Raw genomic sequence first — 16,160 nt, 5'->3', positions numbered from 1 at the left:
GGCCGGCCGCCGGGCGGGCAGGGGAGGGGACGGCCGGCGCGGGGCCGCCGGGATTCCGGCGCGCTCAGGCGACATGGGCGCCGCCGCCGGGGTGCGGTGCGAGGAACTTGCTGAAGCACACGCTGAACGGGTTGCGGTCGTACGGCGCGTAGGGCGGCACGCGGTGCCAGCCCTCCCGCGCGTAGAGGGCCCGGGCCTCCGGCTGCAGGGCGCCCGTCTGGAGCCACAGCCGCTCGACGCCGAGCTCCCGCGCCGTCGACTCGACGGCGCCGAGGGCGGCCCTGGCCAGGCCGCGCCCGCGGTGGTCGGCGTGCACGAACACGCGCTTGACCTCGTGCCGGTCCGGCAGCCTGCGCAGGGACGCGGTCACCACGGGGACGTCGTTCGCGTAGCCGATCCAGGTGACGACGATCTCGTCCGCCGACGGCTGCGGCGCACGTACGCGCCGGTGCTCGACGGGGGCGTAGCGGGGGGCCAGTTCGGCGGACATCAGCTCGCGCAGCCGGACCGCCGCGGCGGCGTTCCAGCTCTCGGACTCCCACCTCAGGGTGGCGGACGGCAGGCTCATGGTGCTTCCTCGCGGGGGACGGGCACGGGGTGCGGACGCCCGTGGACCTGCATGGTCACCCCGGCCGAGGACGCGTGTCCTCCCCTTCGGCGCGATGTTCGCAAGACGGAAACAGTGCGTTCGCAGAAGCCCGGCGCGACTCGGCGCGCGCCTTGGCGCGGCTGCCCGACGGCCTGGTGATGCCGGGCCGGCCGCTCCGGTCAACGGCCTTGTGACGCCGGCCGTTCGCTCCCGCCCCGCCCGTCCCGCCCGTCGTGTCGGCCGCTCGCGGGGCAGCGCACACCTCACCACCGGGGCACCCGGCGCCGGCCCCGGTGGACGAGGCGGCCCCGCCAGCCGTGGGGCCGCGGGCGCGGCCCCGGAGTGCTCTCAGTGGGCGCCCGAACCGCCGCCGCCGAAGGAGCCGCTGGAGCCGCGGCTCCACCGCTGCCTGGTCCGGTCGCGGCTCGGCCGGGAGGCGATGTTGCCGTGCGCCGCCAGCTCGTACGGCGTCAGCCGCCGGCTGCTGCGGGGCACCTCGTCGGGCTCGCGGTTCTCGCTGACCTCGAAGACCGGGCCGCTCTCGGGCGGTTTCGGCTGTTCCTCGGGCCCCGGCCGGTCGTTCTCCCTGCCGCGTATCCGGCTGTCCATCCACATGGCGCCGGCCAGCAGTGCCACGACGGCCAGCCCGATCGCGAGCGGCGCGAAGCCGGCCACCAGACCGCGGTCCGCAGCCATGTCGATCCCTGGTGTGCTCATGGCGCATCCGTCCCTCGTGTGGTCCTGGCGCGCGAGTACCCCCCGGCCCACGGGCGAATCGGAATGACAAATTCCGATCGGTCGGCCGCCGTCCCGGCGGGGCGTGGCCGTGGACGCCGGGTTTGACAAGGGAGACCGGGGCAACCCGGACCAGGTGACCTCAATGACATCTGAGCAGGAGCTCTTCCGGTTCCTGGAGGACCGTTTCACCTGCGCGCAGTCGTGCACGGAGTGTGCGCGGGCGTGCGCGCTGCGCGCGAGCCTCGTGGAACCGGACGGGCCGAAGGAACAGGAACTCGTCCGCCGCAAGGGCATCATGTGCGCGGAGGTGTGCGACGCGACGTGCCGCATGCTGTCCGAGCAGGCGGGCCTGGACGAGGCGGGCATGCGCGTCCAGCTGGAGTGGTGCCGGGACGTCTGCCTGGAGTGCGCCGACGTCTTCGACGACCACCCCGGCGCGCAGGACAGCGCCAAGGCCTGCCGCGAGTGCGCCCAGGCTTGCACCGACTTCATGGCCACGCTCCGCTGAGACCGGGCTCTCGCGGCTTCGGGTCCGGCACTTGGGCGGCACCGCCGGCATTTCCGGCGCGCGCGACGTCGACGGGGCCGGACCGCCGTACGCACCGGCGAAACGCGGCCGTCCTGCCTGGGTCGTCTCAGCCGCTGTCCGTGCCGGGTGACGTCAGTCGCCGTCCGCGCCGAGGTGGTCTCAGTCGCCGCCCCTGTCGAAGCGGTCTCAGCCGGCCTCGGTGCCAGAGCCGTCTCGGTCCGCTTCCACGCCCGTGAGGGGGCGGCCGACCCGGACGTTCCAGCGGTCCGCGCGGCCACTGAGTTCCGTGGCGGTCAGCGGCGGTACGTCGATCCGCCAGAACGCCGTCTCGGGCACCCCGAGCGCCCTCACCACCGCCGCCCGTACGACCTCCGGTTCCACGACGGCGATCACGCGTCCCGAGAGCTGCGCCGCCGCGTCCAGCCGCCCGGCGACCCGGTCGCACAGGTCCCGCACCGACTCCCCGCCGTGCGGAGCGGCCTTGGGGTCGGCCAGCCAGCGCACGACCGCGTCCGGCTCCCTCGCGCCCACCTCGTCCAGCGTCGCGCCGCGCCAGCGACCCACGTCGAGACCGGCCAGCGCGGCCACCTCGACGGCGTCCAGGCCGAGCGCGCCCGCGCTGTCACGGCAGCGCGCGCTGGGGGAGACCCACACCTCACCCCTCGCCGTGAGCGTGCCGGCGGCAGCCCGCGCGAGCCGCAGACCGGCCGCGTCGGCGGGGCAGCCGTCGTCGAAGCGCGCCTCGCGCAAGGCCCTGCTGGACGCCGCTGAGATCAAGGTCACTCGGGTCGTCATGGATCCGCTTTCGTGGTCGTGATGGTGCCGTCCCCGTGCCCAACCTCCGTGCGCGGCGGGCGAGTTGACGACCCGCGGGCGCCCCGGGGCGCGCTCCTCCGGACTCATGCGCCCTTGGCCGGGCCTCCGCTTCGCGGTACGGTCTCGACGATATTGACGACGGTCCGGCGGAAGCCCGGTGAGAATCCGGCACGGTCGCGCCACTGTAAGCCAGGCAACGGCCGCCCCCTCCAAGGGCGGTGAGGGCCCGGCAAGTCAGACCCGCAGCCGTCGTCCTGTGCACCACCACGATGGGACGCGAGTTCCCCAGGAGGTCCTGCCACATGGCGCAGTCCGTCGCTCAGCCGGCCGTCACGCCCACCGCCGTTCCCGCGAAGCTGCCGATCAGCGCGATCGCCCCCTGGGCGGTCTTCTTCGGCATCCTGATGCTGGTCCTGCTCTACTTCGTCGGCGCCGAACAGGGCGCCACCTCGCTCGTCTCCGGTGAGAACGTGCACGAGTGGGTGCACGACGCCCGCCATCTGCTCGGCTTCCCCTGCCACTGACGGCGACAGGGAAGCGTACGAGTCGATGAACTCGGCAACAGTGAGAAACCTGCTGGTGCGCGGCATGCTGGCGGGTCTCGCCGCCGGCGTGCTCGCCCTGGTCGTCGCGTACTTCCTCGGCGAGTCGCGGGTGGACGCCGCGATCGCCTACGAGGAATCGCACGCGCACCATCACGAGCACGGCATGGAGGCGGTGACGCGCACCATGCAGTCCACCGGCGGCCTGGCCACCGGTGTGCTCGTCTACGGCGTCGCCTTCGGCGGCATCGCGGCCCTCGCGTACTGCTTCGCCCTCGGCAGGATCGGCCGCTTCGGGCCGCGTGCGAGCGCGCTGCTCCTTTCGACGGCGGGGCTCGTCGCGGTGTACGTCGTGCCGTTCCTCAAGTACCCGGCGAATCCGCCGGCGGTGGGGGACGCCGACACGATCGGCAAGCGCACGACGCTGTACTTCCTGATGACGGTGCTGAGCGTGCTGCTCGCCGTCGCCACCGTCATCCTGGGCAAGCGCCTCGCGCCCCGACTGGGCAACTGGTACGCCACCTTGGCGGCGGGCGCGTTCTTCGTCGCCGCCGTGGGCCTGGCGTACGCGTTCCTGCCGGCGTTCGACGAGGTGCCCAAGGACTTCTCGGGCACCTTGCTCTGGCAGTTCCGGCTCGCCGCGCTGGCGATCCAGGTGACGCTGTGGACCTCCTTCGGGCTCGTCTTCGGCGAGCTGGCCCACCGGCTGGCGGTCGGCGGGACGCCCCGGGTGACGGGGCAGGGTGAGGAGAAGGCGTCCGCCGCCCCGGCGGCTTCCGCGGCGCCCTGAGCGTGCACGAACGACGGGCCCCGGACGACCGGGGCCCGTCCGCACGCGCCGGAGGGACGCTTCCGGCCGGAGCCGCGTGCCGGTGCCCGGTGAGCGCGCGTCTCACCTCAGCCGTTCGAAGCCGTCCAGCATCGCGGTGAGACCGGTCTCGAACCGCGCGGCGGCATCCTCGTCGGCGCCTTCCGGCTCCGGGTGCCGCACCGCCACGCTCAGTGCGTGCCCGACGGTGAACTCCCGTAGACAGCGCGCGACATGGGCTGCCTGCGACGGATCGAAACCGGCGGCTGCGAGGTGCCCGGTGAGCCGTGCGCACACGTCCGCCGCCGCCCGTGAGCGCACCGGGTGCGTCGCGAACACCGCGACGGCGTGCGGGTGGTCGAGCAGGGTGGCCCGCAGTCGCAGGCAGTACTCCCCGGCCACGGTCCGCCAGGACTCCTCCCAGGGCAGCGATTCGAGGTCGGCCTCGGCGAAGAGGAGTTCGGCGACGCCGTCGAAGAGCGCGTCCTGGTCCTCGAAGTAGCGGTACGCGGCCATCGGGTCGACCCCGAGGCCCGCGCCGAGCTTGCGCATCGAGAAGGCGCGCAGGCCGTTGACGTCGATCAGCGCCAGGGCCGCCGCGGCGATGCGGGAACGATTCAGCGCCGGTCTGGGAGGAGGGGGCGTCGGGCCGGTCCCCGCTGCGTGTCTGTCGGTCTTCATGAGACGAGTCGGTCCAGGTTCGTGGTCGGGCCGCTTCCGGCACCGTTCGGAAACCGGTCGGGGGGCCGGTTACGGAACTCCCCGCATGCTACGTCCGGCGCGTCGTCCGGAACATGGGCGGTACGGCGGCACGGGCGCTCGCGTGCGCCCTCGCCGGGGCCGGGCCGCACGAGCCTTCGCGTATGCCCCGCCTGGACCGGGCCGTACGAGCCTTCAGTGCGCCCTCACTGGGACCGGCGGGACCTGCCGCTCCCTCCCGGCGCGTCATCGGCATTCCCAATTTCTGGAACGAGTTCTACTGTGTGCGCCGTCGAGTCCGGGTGGGACCTGCCGATCCACTGGGAGCCAGGAGGCGCCGTGCATCTCGAATACACGCCCGAGCAGCAGCGGTTGCGGACCGAACTGCGCGGCTACTTCGCCCGGTTGGTGCCGGACAACGCCTACGCCCGCCACGGCGAGCCGGCGGCCCAGAAGCGCTTCTACCGCGAGACCGTCCGCCGCCTCGGCGCGGACGGCTGGCTCGGCGTGGGCTGGCCCCAGGAGTACGGCGGGCGCGGACTGAGCCCCATGGAGCAGTTCATCTTCTTCGACGAGGCCGCCCAGGCGGGGGTGCCGCTGCCGCTGATGGCGCTGAACACGGTCGGCCCGACCCTCATGCGGTTCGGCACGGACGAGCAGAAGGCGTACTTCCTGCCGAAGATCCTCTCCGGTGAGATCGACTTCGCCATCGGCTACAGCGAGCCCGACGCGGGCACGGACCTGGCGGCGCTGAGGACGAAGGCGGTGCGGGAGGGGGACGAGGCCACCGGCCACTACACGGTGAACGGCCAGAAGATCTGGACGACCAACGGCGACACCGCCGACTGGGTCTGGCTCGCCGTGCGCACCGATCCGGACGCGCCGCCGCACAAGGGCATCACCATGCTGCTCGTGCCGACCTCCGACCCCGGCTACTCCTGCACCCTCATCAACACCCTCGCCTCGCACGACACGACGGCGAGTTACTACGAGAACATCCGTGTCCCCGCCTCGCGCCGGGTCGGCGAGGAGAACAAGGGCTGGCAACTGATCACCAACCAGCTCAACCACGAGCGGGTGACCCTCGCCGCCCACGGGACGATGGCGATCCGCGCCCTGCACGACGTGCAGCGCTGGGCGATGGAGACCAAGCTCGCCGACGGCCGCCGCGTGGTCGACCTGCCCTGGGTGCGGCGGCGCCTCGCCCAGACGCACACGCGGCTCGACGCCATGAAGCTCCTCAACTGGCAGATGGTGAACGCCGTCCAGGAGGGCACCCTCACCCCGCAGGACGCCTCCGCCGTCAAGGTGTACGGGTCCGAGGCACGCCGGGACGCCTACGCCTGGCTGATGGAGGTCGTCGCCGCGCCGGGGGCACTGAAGGAGGGCTCGGCGGGCGCCGTCCTCCACGGCGAACTGGAGCGCGGCTACCGCTCGGCGGTGATCTTCACCTTCGGCGGCGGCAACAACGAGATCCAGCGCGAGATCATCGCGTGGATCGGGCTGGGCATGCCGAGGGTGCGCCGGTAGAAGCGGGGCGGCGGAGGTCGGAGCGCCGTACTCAGGGCCGGGGCTCGGGGTGGTGCCGGCTGGGGCCGTGGTGCCGGGGGTGCGTCGTGCCCTCGGCGCGGGCCGGGGCGCGTGACGGCTCGGCGCCCTCGGGACGCACCCCGGCCAGGGTGAGGGCGAGAAGCCGGTCCACCGCGGCCTCGGACGGCAGGTCGCCCGCCGCGGCCAGGGCGTGCAGGCAGTAGCTCGCGAGTTCGGCGGGCGCGATGTCGTCGCGGACGGCGCCGGCCCGGGCGGCCTCGGCCAGCAACTCCTCGATCATGCCGTGCAGTTCCCGCTGCGCCTCGACGACCCGGTGGTCACGGTGAACGCCGACAGGTCCCCGTCATGGTGCTTGCGCGACACCCGGGTGAGGAGTGCGAACGCGGGTCCGCGGTGAACGGTGCGGAGCCCGGACGGCGGCCGGGGCCGAGCGGGCCGGACGTCCGGCCCGCCGCGGCGCGGGTCAGAGCCGGCCGAGGATGCCCTTCAGCTGCTCGACCTCCGCGGACTGGCTGGTGACGATGTCGCCGGCGGTCTTCACGGCGTCGGCGTTCTCACCCTTCTTCTGCTCGTCCTCGGCCATGCCGATCGCACCGTTGTGGTGGTCGATCATCATCTCGGTGAACATCTCGTCGAACTCGGCGCCCTTCATGCCCTTGAGACGCGCCATGTCCGTGCCGGACATCATGCCGTCGCCGCCGCCGTGGTCCATGCCGGGCATGGATTCCATGGAGGTCGGCTCGTTCCAGGACGTGAGCCAGCCCTTCATCGTGCGGATCTCCGGGGCCTGAGCCTTCTCGATCTTCGTGGCGAGCTTCTTGACCTCCGGGTCAGAGGCACGGTCGGGGGCGAGCCGGGCCATCTCCAGCGCCTGCTCGTGGTGCGGGATCATCATCTGGGCGAAGGCGACGTCCGCGTCGTTGAAGGAGCCGGCCCGGGCGCTCGCCGACGCGGAGCCGTCGTGGCCGCCGTGGGCCGTACCGCCGCTGCCTCCGTCGCCGCCGCAGGCGGTGAGGAGCAGCGCACCGGCGGCGAGGGCGCCCGCGGTGACGGCTCGGCGGACGGGCGTGCGGCGCTGGGCGCGGGTGTGGGAAGTCATGGTGAATCCACCTCGTGTGCTTGGTTCTTCGGCTGTTCCGGCGCAGGCGAACCCGCGGGAGCGCATGGCGGCGCGCCCGACGGGAGGCGGTACGGCCTACAGCCGCAGAACCGACAGACGGGTGAGATCGGGCCCGCGGGGCGGCGGATCGGGCCGCGGTACGCCGACGATCCGGGCGAGCAGTCCGGCCGACCGCTCACGGCGGCGGGCGAACGCCGACGCGAGGAGCGCGGTGATCACCCACGCACCGAACAGCACCGCCATGCACAGCGAGAGCATGTCCATGGCCATGGCCGGTTCGTGAGAGGAGGACGAGGCCGACGTGGCCGCGAGGCCGGCGTCATCGAGAACGCCGCCGGTGGCGGCGGGTTCGTTCCCGTGACCCGGGTCGGCCGTGTGCGAGGTGTCCGCACGCATCGCCTGCGTGTGGGACACGGTGCTCATCGTGGCGTGGGACGACTCGCGGGGATGGCCCACGGTGTGCATGACGAAGACGCCCAGGGCGAGCACGACGACGAGCAGCAGATGCCCCATGGCACCTGCCGCGCGTACCTGGCGCCTCGCCCTCACGGGTGACTCCGTCATCGGCTGCTGCGGACCTGTCACCCCGACAGTACCGAAGGGACGGGCCCGAAGCCGCGCACGGGTGACGGTCGCAGCGCGAATGCGGGGGAGCGGCGGAGAAGCCTCACCGGGAGGCGGCCGGGATCCCTCCCGTGCCTTGAGGAGCGGCGACGGGCGCGGCCACACTGACCGGATGGACGCCGAACAGCGCGGGGCCGACCCGGGACTCTTCACCCCCGCGTCGGTGACCTGGCAGATGCACGCGGACCCCATGATGTGGATCGCCGGCATCCGGGCGCTCTACCTCCAGGCGCTGCATCCGCGCGCGGTCCGCGGGGTCATGGAGAACGCGGACTTCCGGCGCGACGCCTGGGGCCGGCTGATGCGCACGGCGGATTTCGTCGGGACCACGACGTACGGCACCACCAAGGCGGCCGAACGGGCGGGCGCCCGGGTGCGGAAGATCCACGGCATGCTCCGGGCGACGGACCCCGCCACGGGGGAGCCCTACGGTGTCGGCGAGCCCGACCTGCTGCTGTGGGTGCACTGCGCCGAGATCGACTCGTATCTCCACGTCCTGCGCCGCTCGGGCTTCCCGCTCACGGACGCGCAGGCCGACCGCTACGTCGCCGAACACCGCACCAGCGCCCGGCTGGTGGGCCTCGACCCGGACACCGTGCCCGCCGACCGGGCCCAACTCGCCGCGTACTTCCGCGGGATGCTGCCCGAGCTCGCCGCGGGAGCCGACGCGCGCGCGGTGGACGACTTCCTGCTCCGGCCGCCGACACATCCTCTGCTCGTCCCGGCGCGCGCCCTGCTCTGGCGGCGCGTGGCGCGGCTCGCGTACGGCGCCCTGCCGCCGTACGCCCACGCCCTGTACGGCAGACCGGCCCCGCCCCCGGCCAGGGTGACCCGGCGCCTGCGGGCCACGGGCACGGCGCTCCGCTGCGTTCCCGCGGGTCTGCGCCGGCAACTGCCGCCCCGACACGTACGCCGCGCCGTGGCCCGCCTCGGCCCCGACGCCCGTCCGGCACGGTACGAGGCCGGCGGACGGCTCGCTCCGTAGGACGGCCCGCGCAGGGCGCGGGGGCGGCGGGGCCGTCGCACGGGCGGCGGAGGCCGGGTTCGGTACGGTGCCGGCCCCGACCAGGTCGACTCATAGCCGTCCGGCCCGGTGGGCGCCGCCCCGACCGGCCGGCGACCAGCGGTACGGCGTCCGGCCCGATTCGAGGCCGGTACCGGGTGCCGCCACGTCCGGGGCCCGTCCGCCGTACGGCGGCTCGTCCGCACGCCTCTGGCCCGCCCTGATCATCGCGTGCTACCAAGAACCATGTCTGCACACGAGCGATATGACGCCGTGATCGTCGGCGGCGGTCACAACGGACTGGTCGCCGCCGCCTACCTGGCCCGGGCCGGACGGTCCGTGCTGGTCCTCGAACGACTGGGGACCACCGGCGGCGCCGCCGTCTCCACCCGGCCGTTCGCCGGCGTCGACGCACGCCTGTCGCGCTACTCGTACCTGGTCAGTCTGCTGCCCCGGAAGATCGTGCGGGACCTCGGCCTGGACTTCCGGGTCCGCGGGCGCACCGTCTCCTCGTACACCCCCGTGGAGCGCGACGGCCGGTCCACCGGGCTGCTCGTCGGCGGCGGCGAGCGGCGCACCCGGGAGGCCTTCGCGCGGCTGACCGGCGCCGACCGCGAGTACGCGGCATGGCAGCGCTTCTACGGGATGACGGGCCGCGTCGCCCAACGGGTCTTCCCGACCCTCACCGAACCGCTGCCCACCCGCGAGGAGCTGCGCCGGCGCGTCGACGACGAGGACGCGTGGCGGATCCTCTTCGAGGAGCCCATCGGTGCCGCCATCGAGGAGAACTTCGCCGACGACCTGGTGCGCGGCGTGGTGCTCACCGACGGGCTCATCGGCACCTTCGCGGACGCCCACGACCCCTCCCTGCGGCAGAACCGCTGCTTCCTCTACCACGTGATCGGCGGCGGCACCGGCGCCTGGGACGTCCCCGTCGGCGGCATGGGCGCGCTCACGGACGCGATCGCCGCCACGGCACGGGCCGCCGGCGCCGTCCTCGCCACCGGCCGCGAGGTGGTGCGGATCGAGACGGACGGACGGGCCGCCGAGGTCATCCACCGCGGCGCGGACGGCGGGGAGGCCGTCGTCGCGGCCCGGCACGTCCTCGTGAACGCCTCGCCGCAGGAGCTGGCCGCCCTGGTCGGCGACGCCTCGCCGGCCCCCGCCGAGGGTGCCCAGTTCAAGGTGAACATGCTGCTCAAGCGGCTGCCGAGGCTGCGCGACACGTCCGTGGACCCGCGCGAGGCGTTCGCCGGGACCTTCCATGTCGCCGAGGGGTACGAGCAGTTGGCGGCCGCGCACGCCCAGGCCGCGTCCGGCTCGCTGCCCGCCGCGCCGCCCTCGGAGATCTACTGCCACTCGCTGACCGACCCGACGATCCTCGGCGCCGGCCTGGCCGACGAGGGCTACCAGACGCTCACGCTCTTCGGCCTCCACACCCCGGCCCGGCTCTTCGCCGCCGACAACGACGGTGTGCGCGCGGAGCTGTTGAAGTCGACGCTCGCGGAGCTGGACGCGTACCTCGCCGAGCCGCTCGCGGACTGCCTCGCGACCGACGCCGAGGGCCGCCCGTGCATCGAGGCCAGGACTCCGCTCGACCTGGAACGCGACCTGCGGCTGCCCGGCGGCAACATCTTCCACCGCGACCTCGCCTTCCCGTACACCCAGGAATACACGGGCCGTTGGGGTGTGGAGACGCGGCACGCCAACGTCCTGCTGTGCGGCGCCGGCGCCGTACGCGGCGGCGGGGTGAGCGGCGTACCCGGGCACAACGCGGCCATGGCCGTACTGGAGGCGGTGGAGCAGGGCGGCCCGCGCTAGGGAGTACCCCGGGCGGCACCGGACCGGTGCCGCCCCGCGCCGTGTGCGGGAGTCTCAGTCGGCCGAGGGCGACCAGCCCGCCGCCTCGATCCGCGCCGCGTCCGCGGGCCGCGCGCCGTCGAAGAGGACGCGGTCGCCCGTCTCGACCCGCAGCGCGTCCACGTAGGCGCCGCGTCCGGCGTACAGGCGGTCGGTGGCGTACCGCCAGCGCAGCGTCAGCGCCCGTTCCGCGGGCAGGCCGGCGTGCAGCCTGTGCCAGACGCGGCCCGACCAGCCGGTGACCGAGCCGGCCGGATGGTCCCGTGGCTCCTCGTCGCGTCGTACGGTCGTGAACGGGACCGGCAGCCATGTCGCGCCCCCGTCCGCCGAGGCCTCCAGGAACAGGCCGTCCGACTGGGGCTCGGTGTCCCACCACACGGAGCAGCGCAGCCGCGTCCCCGCCGCCGTCGTGTCGAGCCCGGGCAGGGTGAGCGTCGCCGTCGTCGCGCTCGCCATGCCGGAGAACCAGGCCGTTCGGCCGCGCGCGGGGCGTACCGGTACGGCTCGCGCCAGATGGTCGGCGGCGGCGACGCGGGGCGCGGACCCGGACCGCCAACCGCGCACCGGATGAACGGAGTTGCCCAGCAGGACGAGGAACGAGTCCGTCGTCGGGTCCAGGACGATAGAGGTGCCGGTGAAGCCGGTGTGCCCGGCGGTGCGCGGTGTGGCCATCGCGCCCATGTACCAGTGCTGGTAGAGCTCGAAGCCGAGGCCGTGCTCGTCGCCGGGGAAGGCGGTGTTGAAGTCGGTGAACATCAGCTCCACCGACTCGGGCTCCAGGATGCGCGCCGACCCGTACGCGCCGCCGTTGAGCAGGGTGCGGCCCAGCACCGCGAGGTCCCAGGCGCAGGAGAACACGCCGGCGTGCCCGGCGACGCCGCCGAGGGAGTACGCGTTCTCGTCGTGCACCTCGCCCCAGACCAGCCCGCGGTCGAGCCCGGACCAGGGCGGGCGCGCGTCCTCGGTGGCCGCGATCCGGGGTTTCCAGGCGGCGGGCGGGTTGTAGCGGGTGCGGTGCATGCCGAGCGGGGCGGTGATCTCGTCGTGCAGGAGCGTGTCGAGTGCACGGCCGGTGACCTTCTCCAGGACGAGCTGGAGGGAGATCAGGTTGAGATCGGAGTAGAGGTAGCGGCTGCCCGGCGGGTTCAGCGGGGCCTCGTCCCAGATGAGCCGGAGCTTCGCCTCGCGGGTCGGCGCGTTGTAGAGGGGGATCCAGGCGCGGAACCCGGAGGTGTGGGTGAGCAGTTGACGGATCGTGATCTCCTGCTTGCCGCCTCCCGCGAAGTCCGGGAGGTACGACGCGACGCGGGCGCCGAGTTCCAGCGCGCCGCGCTCGATCTGCTGCACGGCGAGGATCGAGGTGAACAGCTTGGAGACGGAGGCGAGGTCGAAGACGGTGTCCTCGGCCATCGGGATCTGCCGCTCGGGCGGGAACTCGACGCCCGAGTCCGTCTTCTCGTCGTACGCCGAGTAGCGCACCGCCTTGCCGATCGGCCGGTGCAGGGCCACGGTGCCGCCGCGGCCGGCGAGGAGCACCGCGCCCGCGTACCAGGGATGCTTGGGGGAGGGGCCGAGGAACGCCTCGGCGTCGGTGACGAGTTGGCGCAGGTGTCCGGCCAGCAGGCCGGCCCGCTCGGCGGAGCCGTGGCGCAGCGTCGGATGGCGCCGGCCCCCTCCGGTGGCGGCCGCCGGCCCGGCGGGGAAGGGGGCGATGGCCAGGGCGCCGCCCAGGGCCAGTGCACGTCGGCCGAGTTGGCGGCGGGTCGGCCCGCCGGTCGCTCTGCCCGCTGCGTCTTCGGTCACCGAGAAGCCTCCTGCCGCGCCGCCTGAAAGTATCTTTCCGGTTTCGCCCTGCGCGGTGAAACTTTCCTGTCAGGCGAGGGGCGTGTCAACCCTGCCGAGGGGTGTCGGGGCCGCCCCACAGAAAACTGACGGAGCATCAGAAAAGGTCTTCCCTCGTCCGGACGTCTGCGGCATCCTGCGGCCATGCAGACGGAGCTGAGCACCACTCTGGGAGTCGAGCACGCCGTCTTCGGCTTCACGCCGTTCCCCGCCGTCGCCGCCGCCATCAGCAGAGCGGGCGGATTCGGTGTGCTCGGCGCGGTCCGCTACACGGCCCCCTACGACCTCAGGCGCGACCTCGACTGGCTGGACGCCCACGTCGACGACAGGCCCTACGGCCTCGACGTCGTCATGCCCGCCAAGAAGGTGGAGGGCGTCTCCGAGGCCGACGTCGAGGCGATGATCCCGCAGGGGCACCGGCAGTACGTCGCCGACACCCTCGCCAAGTACGGAGTGCCGGAACTCGCCGAGGGAGAGGCGTCCGGCTGGCGCATCACCGGGTGGATGGAGCAGGTGGCCCGGGACCAGCTCGACGTCGCCTTCGACTACCCGATCGCCCTGCTCGCCAACGCCCTCGGCTCGCCGCCCGCCGACGTCGTCGCCCGCGCCCACGACCGTGACGTGCTCGTCGCCGCCCTCGCGGGCAGCGCCCGGCACGCCCGCAAGCACGCCGAGGCGGGCATCGACGTCGTCGTCGCGCAGGGCTACGAGGCGGGGGGACACACCGGGGAGATCGCCACCATGGTCCTCACCCCCGAAGTCGTCGACGCCGTCGACCCGTTGCCCGTGCTCGCCGCGGGCGGGATCGGCAGCGGCCGGCAGGTGGCGGCGGCCCTCGCGCTCGGCGCCCAGGGCGTCTGGCTCGGCTCGCTCTGGCTGACCACCACGGAGGCCGACATGCACTCCCGCACGGTCACGGAGAAGCTGCTCGCCGCCGGTTCCGGTGACACCGTCCGCTCCCGCGCCCTGACCGGCAAACCGGCGCGCCAGCTGCGCACCGAGTGGACCGACGCCTGGGACGACCCGAACGGACCCGGCACCCTGCCGATGCCGCTCCAGGGCCTGCTGGTCGCCGACGCGCTCTCCCGCATCCAGAAGTACGAGGTCGAGCCGCTGCTCGGCACACCCGTCGGACAGATCGTCGGACGGATGAACAGCGAACGCGGCGTCCAGGCCGTCTTCGACGACCTCACCCGCGGCTTCGAGAAGGCCGTCGACCGCATCAACCGCATCGCGGGAAGGAGCACCCGGTCATGAGCCCCGAGACCCCGCCCCCCAACGGCTTCTGGGCGCAGGCCGCCGCGGACCCCGGGCGCACCGTCCTCGTCGCGCCGGACGGCGAGGAGTGGACCGCCGGGCGCCTGCACGCCGACGCCAACCGGCTGGTCCACGGACTGCGCGCCGCGGGACTCGGACGCGGCGACGCCTTCGCCGTGGTCCTGCCCAACGGCGTCGAGTTCCTCACCGCCTACCTGGCCGCCTCGCAGGCCGGCTTCTACCTGGTCCCCGTCAACCACCACCTCGTCGGGCCCGAGATCGCGTGGATCGTCTCCGACTCCGGCGCCAAGGTGCTCATCGCCCACGAGCGGTTCGCCGACGCCGCGCGCCACGCCGCCGACGAGGCCGCCCTCCCCGCCGCCCACCGGTACGCGGTCGGCGACGTCCAGGGCTTCCGCCCGTACGCCGACCTCCTCGAAGGGCAGCGCGCGTCGGCCCCCGACGACCGCACCCTCGGCTGGGTCATGAACTACACCTCGGGCACCACCGGCCGCCCCCGCGGCATCCGCCGCCCGCTGCCGGGCAGGCCGCCCGAGGACACGTATCTCGGCGGCTTCCTCGGCATCTTCGGCATCAAGCCGTTCGACGACAACGTCCACCTGGTCTGCTCACCGCTCTACCACACGGCCGTCCTCCAGTTCGCGGGCGCCTCCCTGCACATCGGCCACCGCCTAGTGCTGATGGAGAGGTGGACGCCGGAGGAGATGCTGCGCCTCATCGACACGTACAGGTGCAGCCACACCCACATGGTCCCCACCCAGTTCCACCGGCTGCTGGCCCTGCCCGCCGAGGTGCGGGCGCGCTACGACGTCTCTTCGATGCGGCACGCCATCCACGGCGCCGCGCCCTGCCCCGACCACGTGAAACGGGCCATGATCGAATGGTGGGGCGAGTGCGTGGAGGAGTACTACGCGGCCAGTGAGGGCGGCGGCGCCTTCGCCACCGCCGAGGACTGGCTCAAGAAGCCCGGCACCGTCGGCAAGGCGTGGCCCATCAGCGAACTGGCCGTCTTCGACGACGACGGCAACCGGCTGCCCGCGGGTGAACTCGGCACCGTGTACATGAAGATGAGCACCGGCGGATTCTCGTACCACAAGGACGAGACCAAGACGCGGAAGAACCGCATCGGCGACTTCTTCACCGTGGGCGACCTGGGATGTCTCGACGAGGACGGCTACCTCTTCCTCCGGGACCGCAAGATCGACATGATCATCTCGGGCGGGGTCAACATCTACCCTGCCGAGATCGAGTCGGAGCTGCTCGCCCACCCCGCCGTCGCGGACGCCGCGGCCTTCGGGATCCCGCACGACGACTGGGGCGAGGAGGTCAAGGCCGTGATCGAGCCTGCCCCCGGCCATGAGCCCACCCGGGAACTCGCCGCCGACATCCTGGAGCACTGCGCGCGGCGACTGGCCGGATACAAGCGGCCCAAGAGCGTCGACTTCATCGAGACGATGCCCCGCGACCCCAACGGAAAGCTCTACAAGCGGCGACTGCGCGACCCCTACTGGGCGGGACGCACCCGGGCGGTGTGACGCGTCCGTGGTCCCGCCCCCGGCCCAGGGCGGGACCACGGACGTCCCTACGGTGTTCGCCGAGCGGGGCCGTCGCCTCAACGCCGTGTCGGTGACCGCGCTGATGTCACATGTCGTCCATGCTCCCCGGGCCGGCGACGCACTTCCCGGCCAGGTCGACCTGATAGATGACATCACGTGTGCCCACCGCGCCCTTCGCCTTGCCGGGCCCGGGGTCGATGAACGGGCAGACCGTCTCCACTCCTCGGACGACGACTCTGTAGGTGACAGGCCACGCGCGCTCTTCCGTCCACCCGAAGTACGAGCCGCCGTCCGCGGCAGGCGTGCGTCCTGGATCTCCCTCGACCACGAGACCGTGCTCGCCGCACGGGGGGCAACCCATCACACGGGCGTCCCAGACCGACTCGTTGACCACCCGCACCGGCAGTCCTTCATCGCCGGAACCGCCGCACCCCGCAAGGGAGACAGCGACGCCGAGCATGGCCGGCAGCCGCATACGCGATCGTCTCGTGCTCTGCCAGGACTGAGGCCCGGATCTGTCCGACTTCAAGAAGAGCTGCACGCCTGGATCCCCCGTGATCATGTCCGGTTCGGATCATCGCAGGTCACGGTCATGGCGGGGGAGG

The 16,160-nt window shown here is 73.1% G+C and carries 16 protein-coding genes, 1 pseudogene and 1 riboswitch; of the genes and pseudogenes, 8 read left to right on the top strand and 9 right to left on the bottom strand.

All coding sequences use genetic code 11. The annotated features are described in order from the left end of the window. Nucleotides 1–64: 64 nt before the first annotated feature. Nucleotides 65–568: a GNAT family N-acetyltransferase gene (locus tag ACFYQQ_RS14005; RefSeq protein ID WP_356164382.1), complete on the bottom strand. Its 504-nt coding sequence runs from the start codon at nucleotides 566–568 to the stop codon at nucleotides 65–67. Nucleotides 569–937: 369 nt separating this feature from the next. Continuing rightward, a complete protein-coding gene (locus tag ACFYQQ_RS14000; RefSeq protein WP_355795990.1) occupies nucleotides 938–1,306 on the bottom strand; it encodes a DUF6479 family protein in 369 nt (122 codons plus the stop codon). A gap of 163 nt (nucleotides 1,307–1,469) precedes the next feature. Here ACFYQQ_RS14000 and ACFYQQ_RS13995 point away from each other — a divergent pair, with 163 nt between their 5' ends. Further along, nucleotides 1,470–1,835 (top strand): four-helix bundle copper-binding protein, encoded by a 366-nt coding sequence (locus ACFYQQ_RS13995; RefSeq protein ID WP_355795993.1) that lies wholly within the window; start codon nucleotides 1,470–1,472, stop codon nucleotides 1,833–1,835. Between the two features lie 207 nt (nucleotides 1,836–2,042). On the opposite strand, the gene ACFYQQ_RS13990 is transcribed toward ACFYQQ_RS13995, so the two are convergent. Further along, a complete protein-coding gene (locus ACFYQQ_RS13990) occupies nucleotides 2,043–2,651 on the bottom strand; it encodes a histidine phosphatase family protein (RefSeq protein ID WP_355794398.1) in 609 nt (202 codons plus the stop codon). 143 nt (nucleotides 2,652–2,794) lie between these two features. Then, nucleotides 2,795–2,938, top strand: a riboswitch (cobalamin riboswitch). A gap of 36 nt (nucleotides 2,939–2,974) precedes the next feature. On the opposite strand from ACFYQQ_RS13990, the gene ACFYQQ_RS13985 reads away from it, so the two are divergent. Further along, the gene (locus ACFYQQ_RS13985) at nucleotides 2,975–3,196 is read left to right on the top strand and encodes a CbtB-domain containing protein (RefSeq protein ID WP_355794397.1); all 222 of its coding nucleotides are present in this window, start codon (nucleotides 2,975–2,977) and stop codon (nucleotides 3,194–3,196) included. Between the two features lie 25 nt (nucleotides 3,197–3,221). Next, nucleotides 3,222–4,004: a CbtA family protein gene (locus tag ACFYQQ_RS13980; protein ID WP_355794396.1), complete on the top strand. Its 783-nt coding sequence runs from the start codon at nucleotides 3,222–3,224 to the stop codon at nucleotides 4,002–4,004. A gap of 102 nt (nucleotides 4,005–4,106) precedes the next feature. Here ACFYQQ_RS13980 and ACFYQQ_RS13975 read toward each other — a convergent pair whose 3' ends face one another. Next, complete coding sequence (locus ACFYQQ_RS13975; RefSeq protein ID WP_355793377.1) at nucleotides 4,107–4,703, bottom strand: TetR/AcrR family transcriptional regulator C-terminal domain-containing protein; 597 nt, start codon at nucleotides 4,701–4,703, stop codon at nucleotides 4,107–4,109. Nucleotides 4,704–5,060: 357 nt separating this feature from the next. Here ACFYQQ_RS13975 and ACFYQQ_RS13970 point away from each other — a divergent pair, with 357 nt between their 5' ends. Continuing rightward, on the top strand, nucleotides 5,061–6,251 hold the full coding sequence (locus ACFYQQ_RS13970; protein WP_355793375.1) for an acyl-CoA dehydrogenase family protein: 1,191 nt from the start codon (nucleotides 5,061–5,063) through the stop codon (nucleotides 6,249–6,251). A 31-nt stretch (nucleotides 6,252–6,282) separates the two neighbouring features. On the opposite strand, the pseudogene ACFYQQ_RS13965 reads toward ACFYQQ_RS13970, so the two are convergent. The 3 genes and pseudogenes from ACFYQQ_RS13965 to ACFYQQ_RS13955 all read right to left on the bottom strand — a co-directional run. Then, nucleotides 6,283–6,591, bottom strand: a pseudogene (locus ACFYQQ_RS13965) (hypothetical protein); the annotation flags it as partial. 144 nt (nucleotides 6,592–6,735) lie between these two features. Further along, nucleotides 6,736–7,371, bottom strand: coding sequence for a DUF305 domain-containing protein (locus ACFYQQ_RS13960; protein ID WP_388904607.1), 636 nt, complete (start codon nucleotides 7,369–7,371; stop codon nucleotides 6,736–6,738). A 96-nt stretch (nucleotides 7,372–7,467) separates the two neighbouring features. Continuing rightward, nucleotides 7,468–7,941, bottom strand: coding sequence for a hypothetical protein (locus ACFYQQ_RS13955; RefSeq protein ID WP_355795436.1), 474 nt, complete (start codon nucleotides 7,939–7,941; stop codon nucleotides 7,468–7,470). 187 nt (nucleotides 7,942–8,128) lie between these two features. Between ACFYQQ_RS13955 and ACFYQQ_RS13950 the strand changes: the two genes are divergently transcribed. Both ACFYQQ_RS13950 and ACFYQQ_RS13945 read left to right on the top strand, forming a co-directional pair. After that, nucleotides 8,129–9,001, top strand: coding sequence for an oxygenase MpaB family protein (locus ACFYQQ_RS13950; protein ID WP_388904604.1), 873 nt, complete (start codon nucleotides 8,129–8,131; stop codon nucleotides 8,999–9,001). Nucleotides 9,002–9,265: 264 nt separating this feature from the next. After that, on the top strand, nucleotides 9,266–10,840 hold the full coding sequence (locus ACFYQQ_RS13945; protein ID WP_356242700.1) for an NAD(P)/FAD-dependent oxidoreductase: 1,575 nt from the start codon (nucleotides 9,266–9,268) through the stop codon (nucleotides 10,838–10,840). Nucleotides 10,841–10,894: 54 nt separating this feature from the next. Here ACFYQQ_RS13945 and ACFYQQ_RS13940 read toward each other — a convergent pair whose 3' ends face one another. Next, entirely contained in the window at nucleotides 10,895–12,682 is a 1,788-nt protein-coding gene (locus tag ACFYQQ_RS13940; RefSeq protein WP_388904602.1) for a serine hydrolase, read from the bottom strand. 183 nt (nucleotides 12,683–12,865) lie between these two features. On the opposite strand from ACFYQQ_RS13940, the gene ACFYQQ_RS13935 reads away from it, so the two are divergent. Both ACFYQQ_RS13935 and ACFYQQ_RS13930 read left to right on the top strand, forming a co-directional pair. Beyond that, the gene (locus ACFYQQ_RS13935) at nucleotides 12,866–13,978 is read left to right on the top strand and encodes a nitronate monooxygenase (RefSeq protein WP_388904600.1); all 1,113 of its coding nucleotides are present in this window, start codon (nucleotides 12,866–12,868) and stop codon (nucleotides 13,976–13,978) included. Then, nucleotides 13,975–15,534 carry an acyl-CoA synthetase gene (locus ACFYQQ_RS13930; RefSeq protein ID WP_356164365.1) on the top strand — a complete coding sequence of 520 codons (1,560 nt, stop codon included), beginning with the start codon at nucleotides 13,975–13,977 and terminating at the stop codon, nucleotides 15,532–15,534. The genes ACFYQQ_RS13935 and ACFYQQ_RS13930 overlap by 4 nt, the downstream gene beginning before the upstream one ends. 106 nt (nucleotides 15,535–15,640) lie before the next feature. Here ACFYQQ_RS13930 and ACFYQQ_RS13925 read toward each other — a convergent pair whose 3' ends face one another. Beyond that, nucleotides 15,641–16,117 (bottom strand): hypothetical protein, encoded by a 477-nt coding sequence (locus ACFYQQ_RS13925; protein WP_388904598.1) that lies wholly within the window; start codon nucleotides 16,115–16,117, stop codon nucleotides 15,641–15,643. Nucleotides 16,118–16,160 lie beyond the last annotated feature (43 nt).

The sequence above is a fragment of the Streptomyces sp. NPDC005496 genome (assembly GCF_042872045.1).
Taxonomy (GTDB): domain Bacteria; phylum Actinomycetota; class Actinomycetes; order Streptomycetales; family Streptomycetaceae; genus Streptomyces.
The sequence above is the reverse complement of the archived record's forward strand: the minus strand, read 5'-3'. Positions and strand labels throughout refer to the sequence as shown.

Excerpts from the sequence above, each read along its gene's own strand:
- ACFYQQ_RS14005 (WP_356164382.1), bottom strand. The coding sequence starts at position 568 with ATGAGCCTGCCGTCCGCCACCCTGAGGTGGGAGTCCGAGAGCTGGAAC.
- ACFYQQ_RS14000 (WP_355795990.1), bottom strand. The coding sequence starts at position 1,306 with ATGAGCACACCAGGGATCGACATGGCTGCGGACCGCGGTCTGGTGGCC.
- ACFYQQ_RS13995 (WP_355795993.1), top strand. The coding sequence starts at position 1,470 with ATGACATCTGAGCAGGAGCTCTTCCGGTTCCTGGAGGACCGTTTCACC.
- ACFYQQ_RS13990 (WP_355794398.1), bottom strand. The coding sequence starts at position 2,651 with ATGACGACCCGAGTGACCTTGATCTCAGCGGCGTCCAGCAGGGCCTTG.
- ACFYQQ_RS13985 (WP_355794397.1), top strand. The coding sequence starts at position 2,975 with ATGGCGCAGTCCGTCGCTCAGCCGGCCGTCACGCCCACCGCCGTTCCC.
- ACFYQQ_RS13980 (WP_355794396.1), top strand. The coding sequence starts at position 3,222 with ATGAACTCGGCAACAGTGAGAAACCTGCTGGTGCGCGGCATGCTGGCG.
- ACFYQQ_RS13975 (WP_355793377.1), bottom strand. The coding sequence starts at position 4,703 with ATGAAGACCGACAGACACGCAGCGGGGACCGGCCCGACGCCCCCTCCT.
- ACFYQQ_RS13960 (WP_388904607.1), bottom strand. The coding sequence starts at position 7,371 with ATGACTTCCCACACCCGCGCCCAGCGCCGCACGCCCGTCCGCCGAGCC.
- ACFYQQ_RS13950 (WP_388904604.1), top strand. The coding sequence starts at position 8,129 with ATGGACGCCGAACAGCGCGGGGCCGACCCGGGACTCTTCACCCCCGCG.
- ACFYQQ_RS13945 (WP_356242700.1), top strand. The coding sequence starts at position 9,266 with ATGTCTGCACACGAGCGATATGACGCCGTGATCGTCGGCGGCGGTCAC.
- ACFYQQ_RS13935 (WP_388904600.1), top strand. The coding sequence starts at position 12,866 with ATGCAGACGGAGCTGAGCACCACTCTGGGAGTCGAGCACGCCGTCTTC.
- ACFYQQ_RS13930 (WP_356164365.1), top strand. The coding sequence starts at position 13,975 with ATGAGCCCCGAGACCCCGCCCCCCAACGGCTTCTGGGCGCAGGCCGCC.
- ACFYQQ_RS13925 (WP_388904598.1), bottom strand. The coding sequence starts at position 16,117 with ATGATCACGGGGGATCCAGGCGTGCAGCTCTTCTTGAAGTCGGACAGA.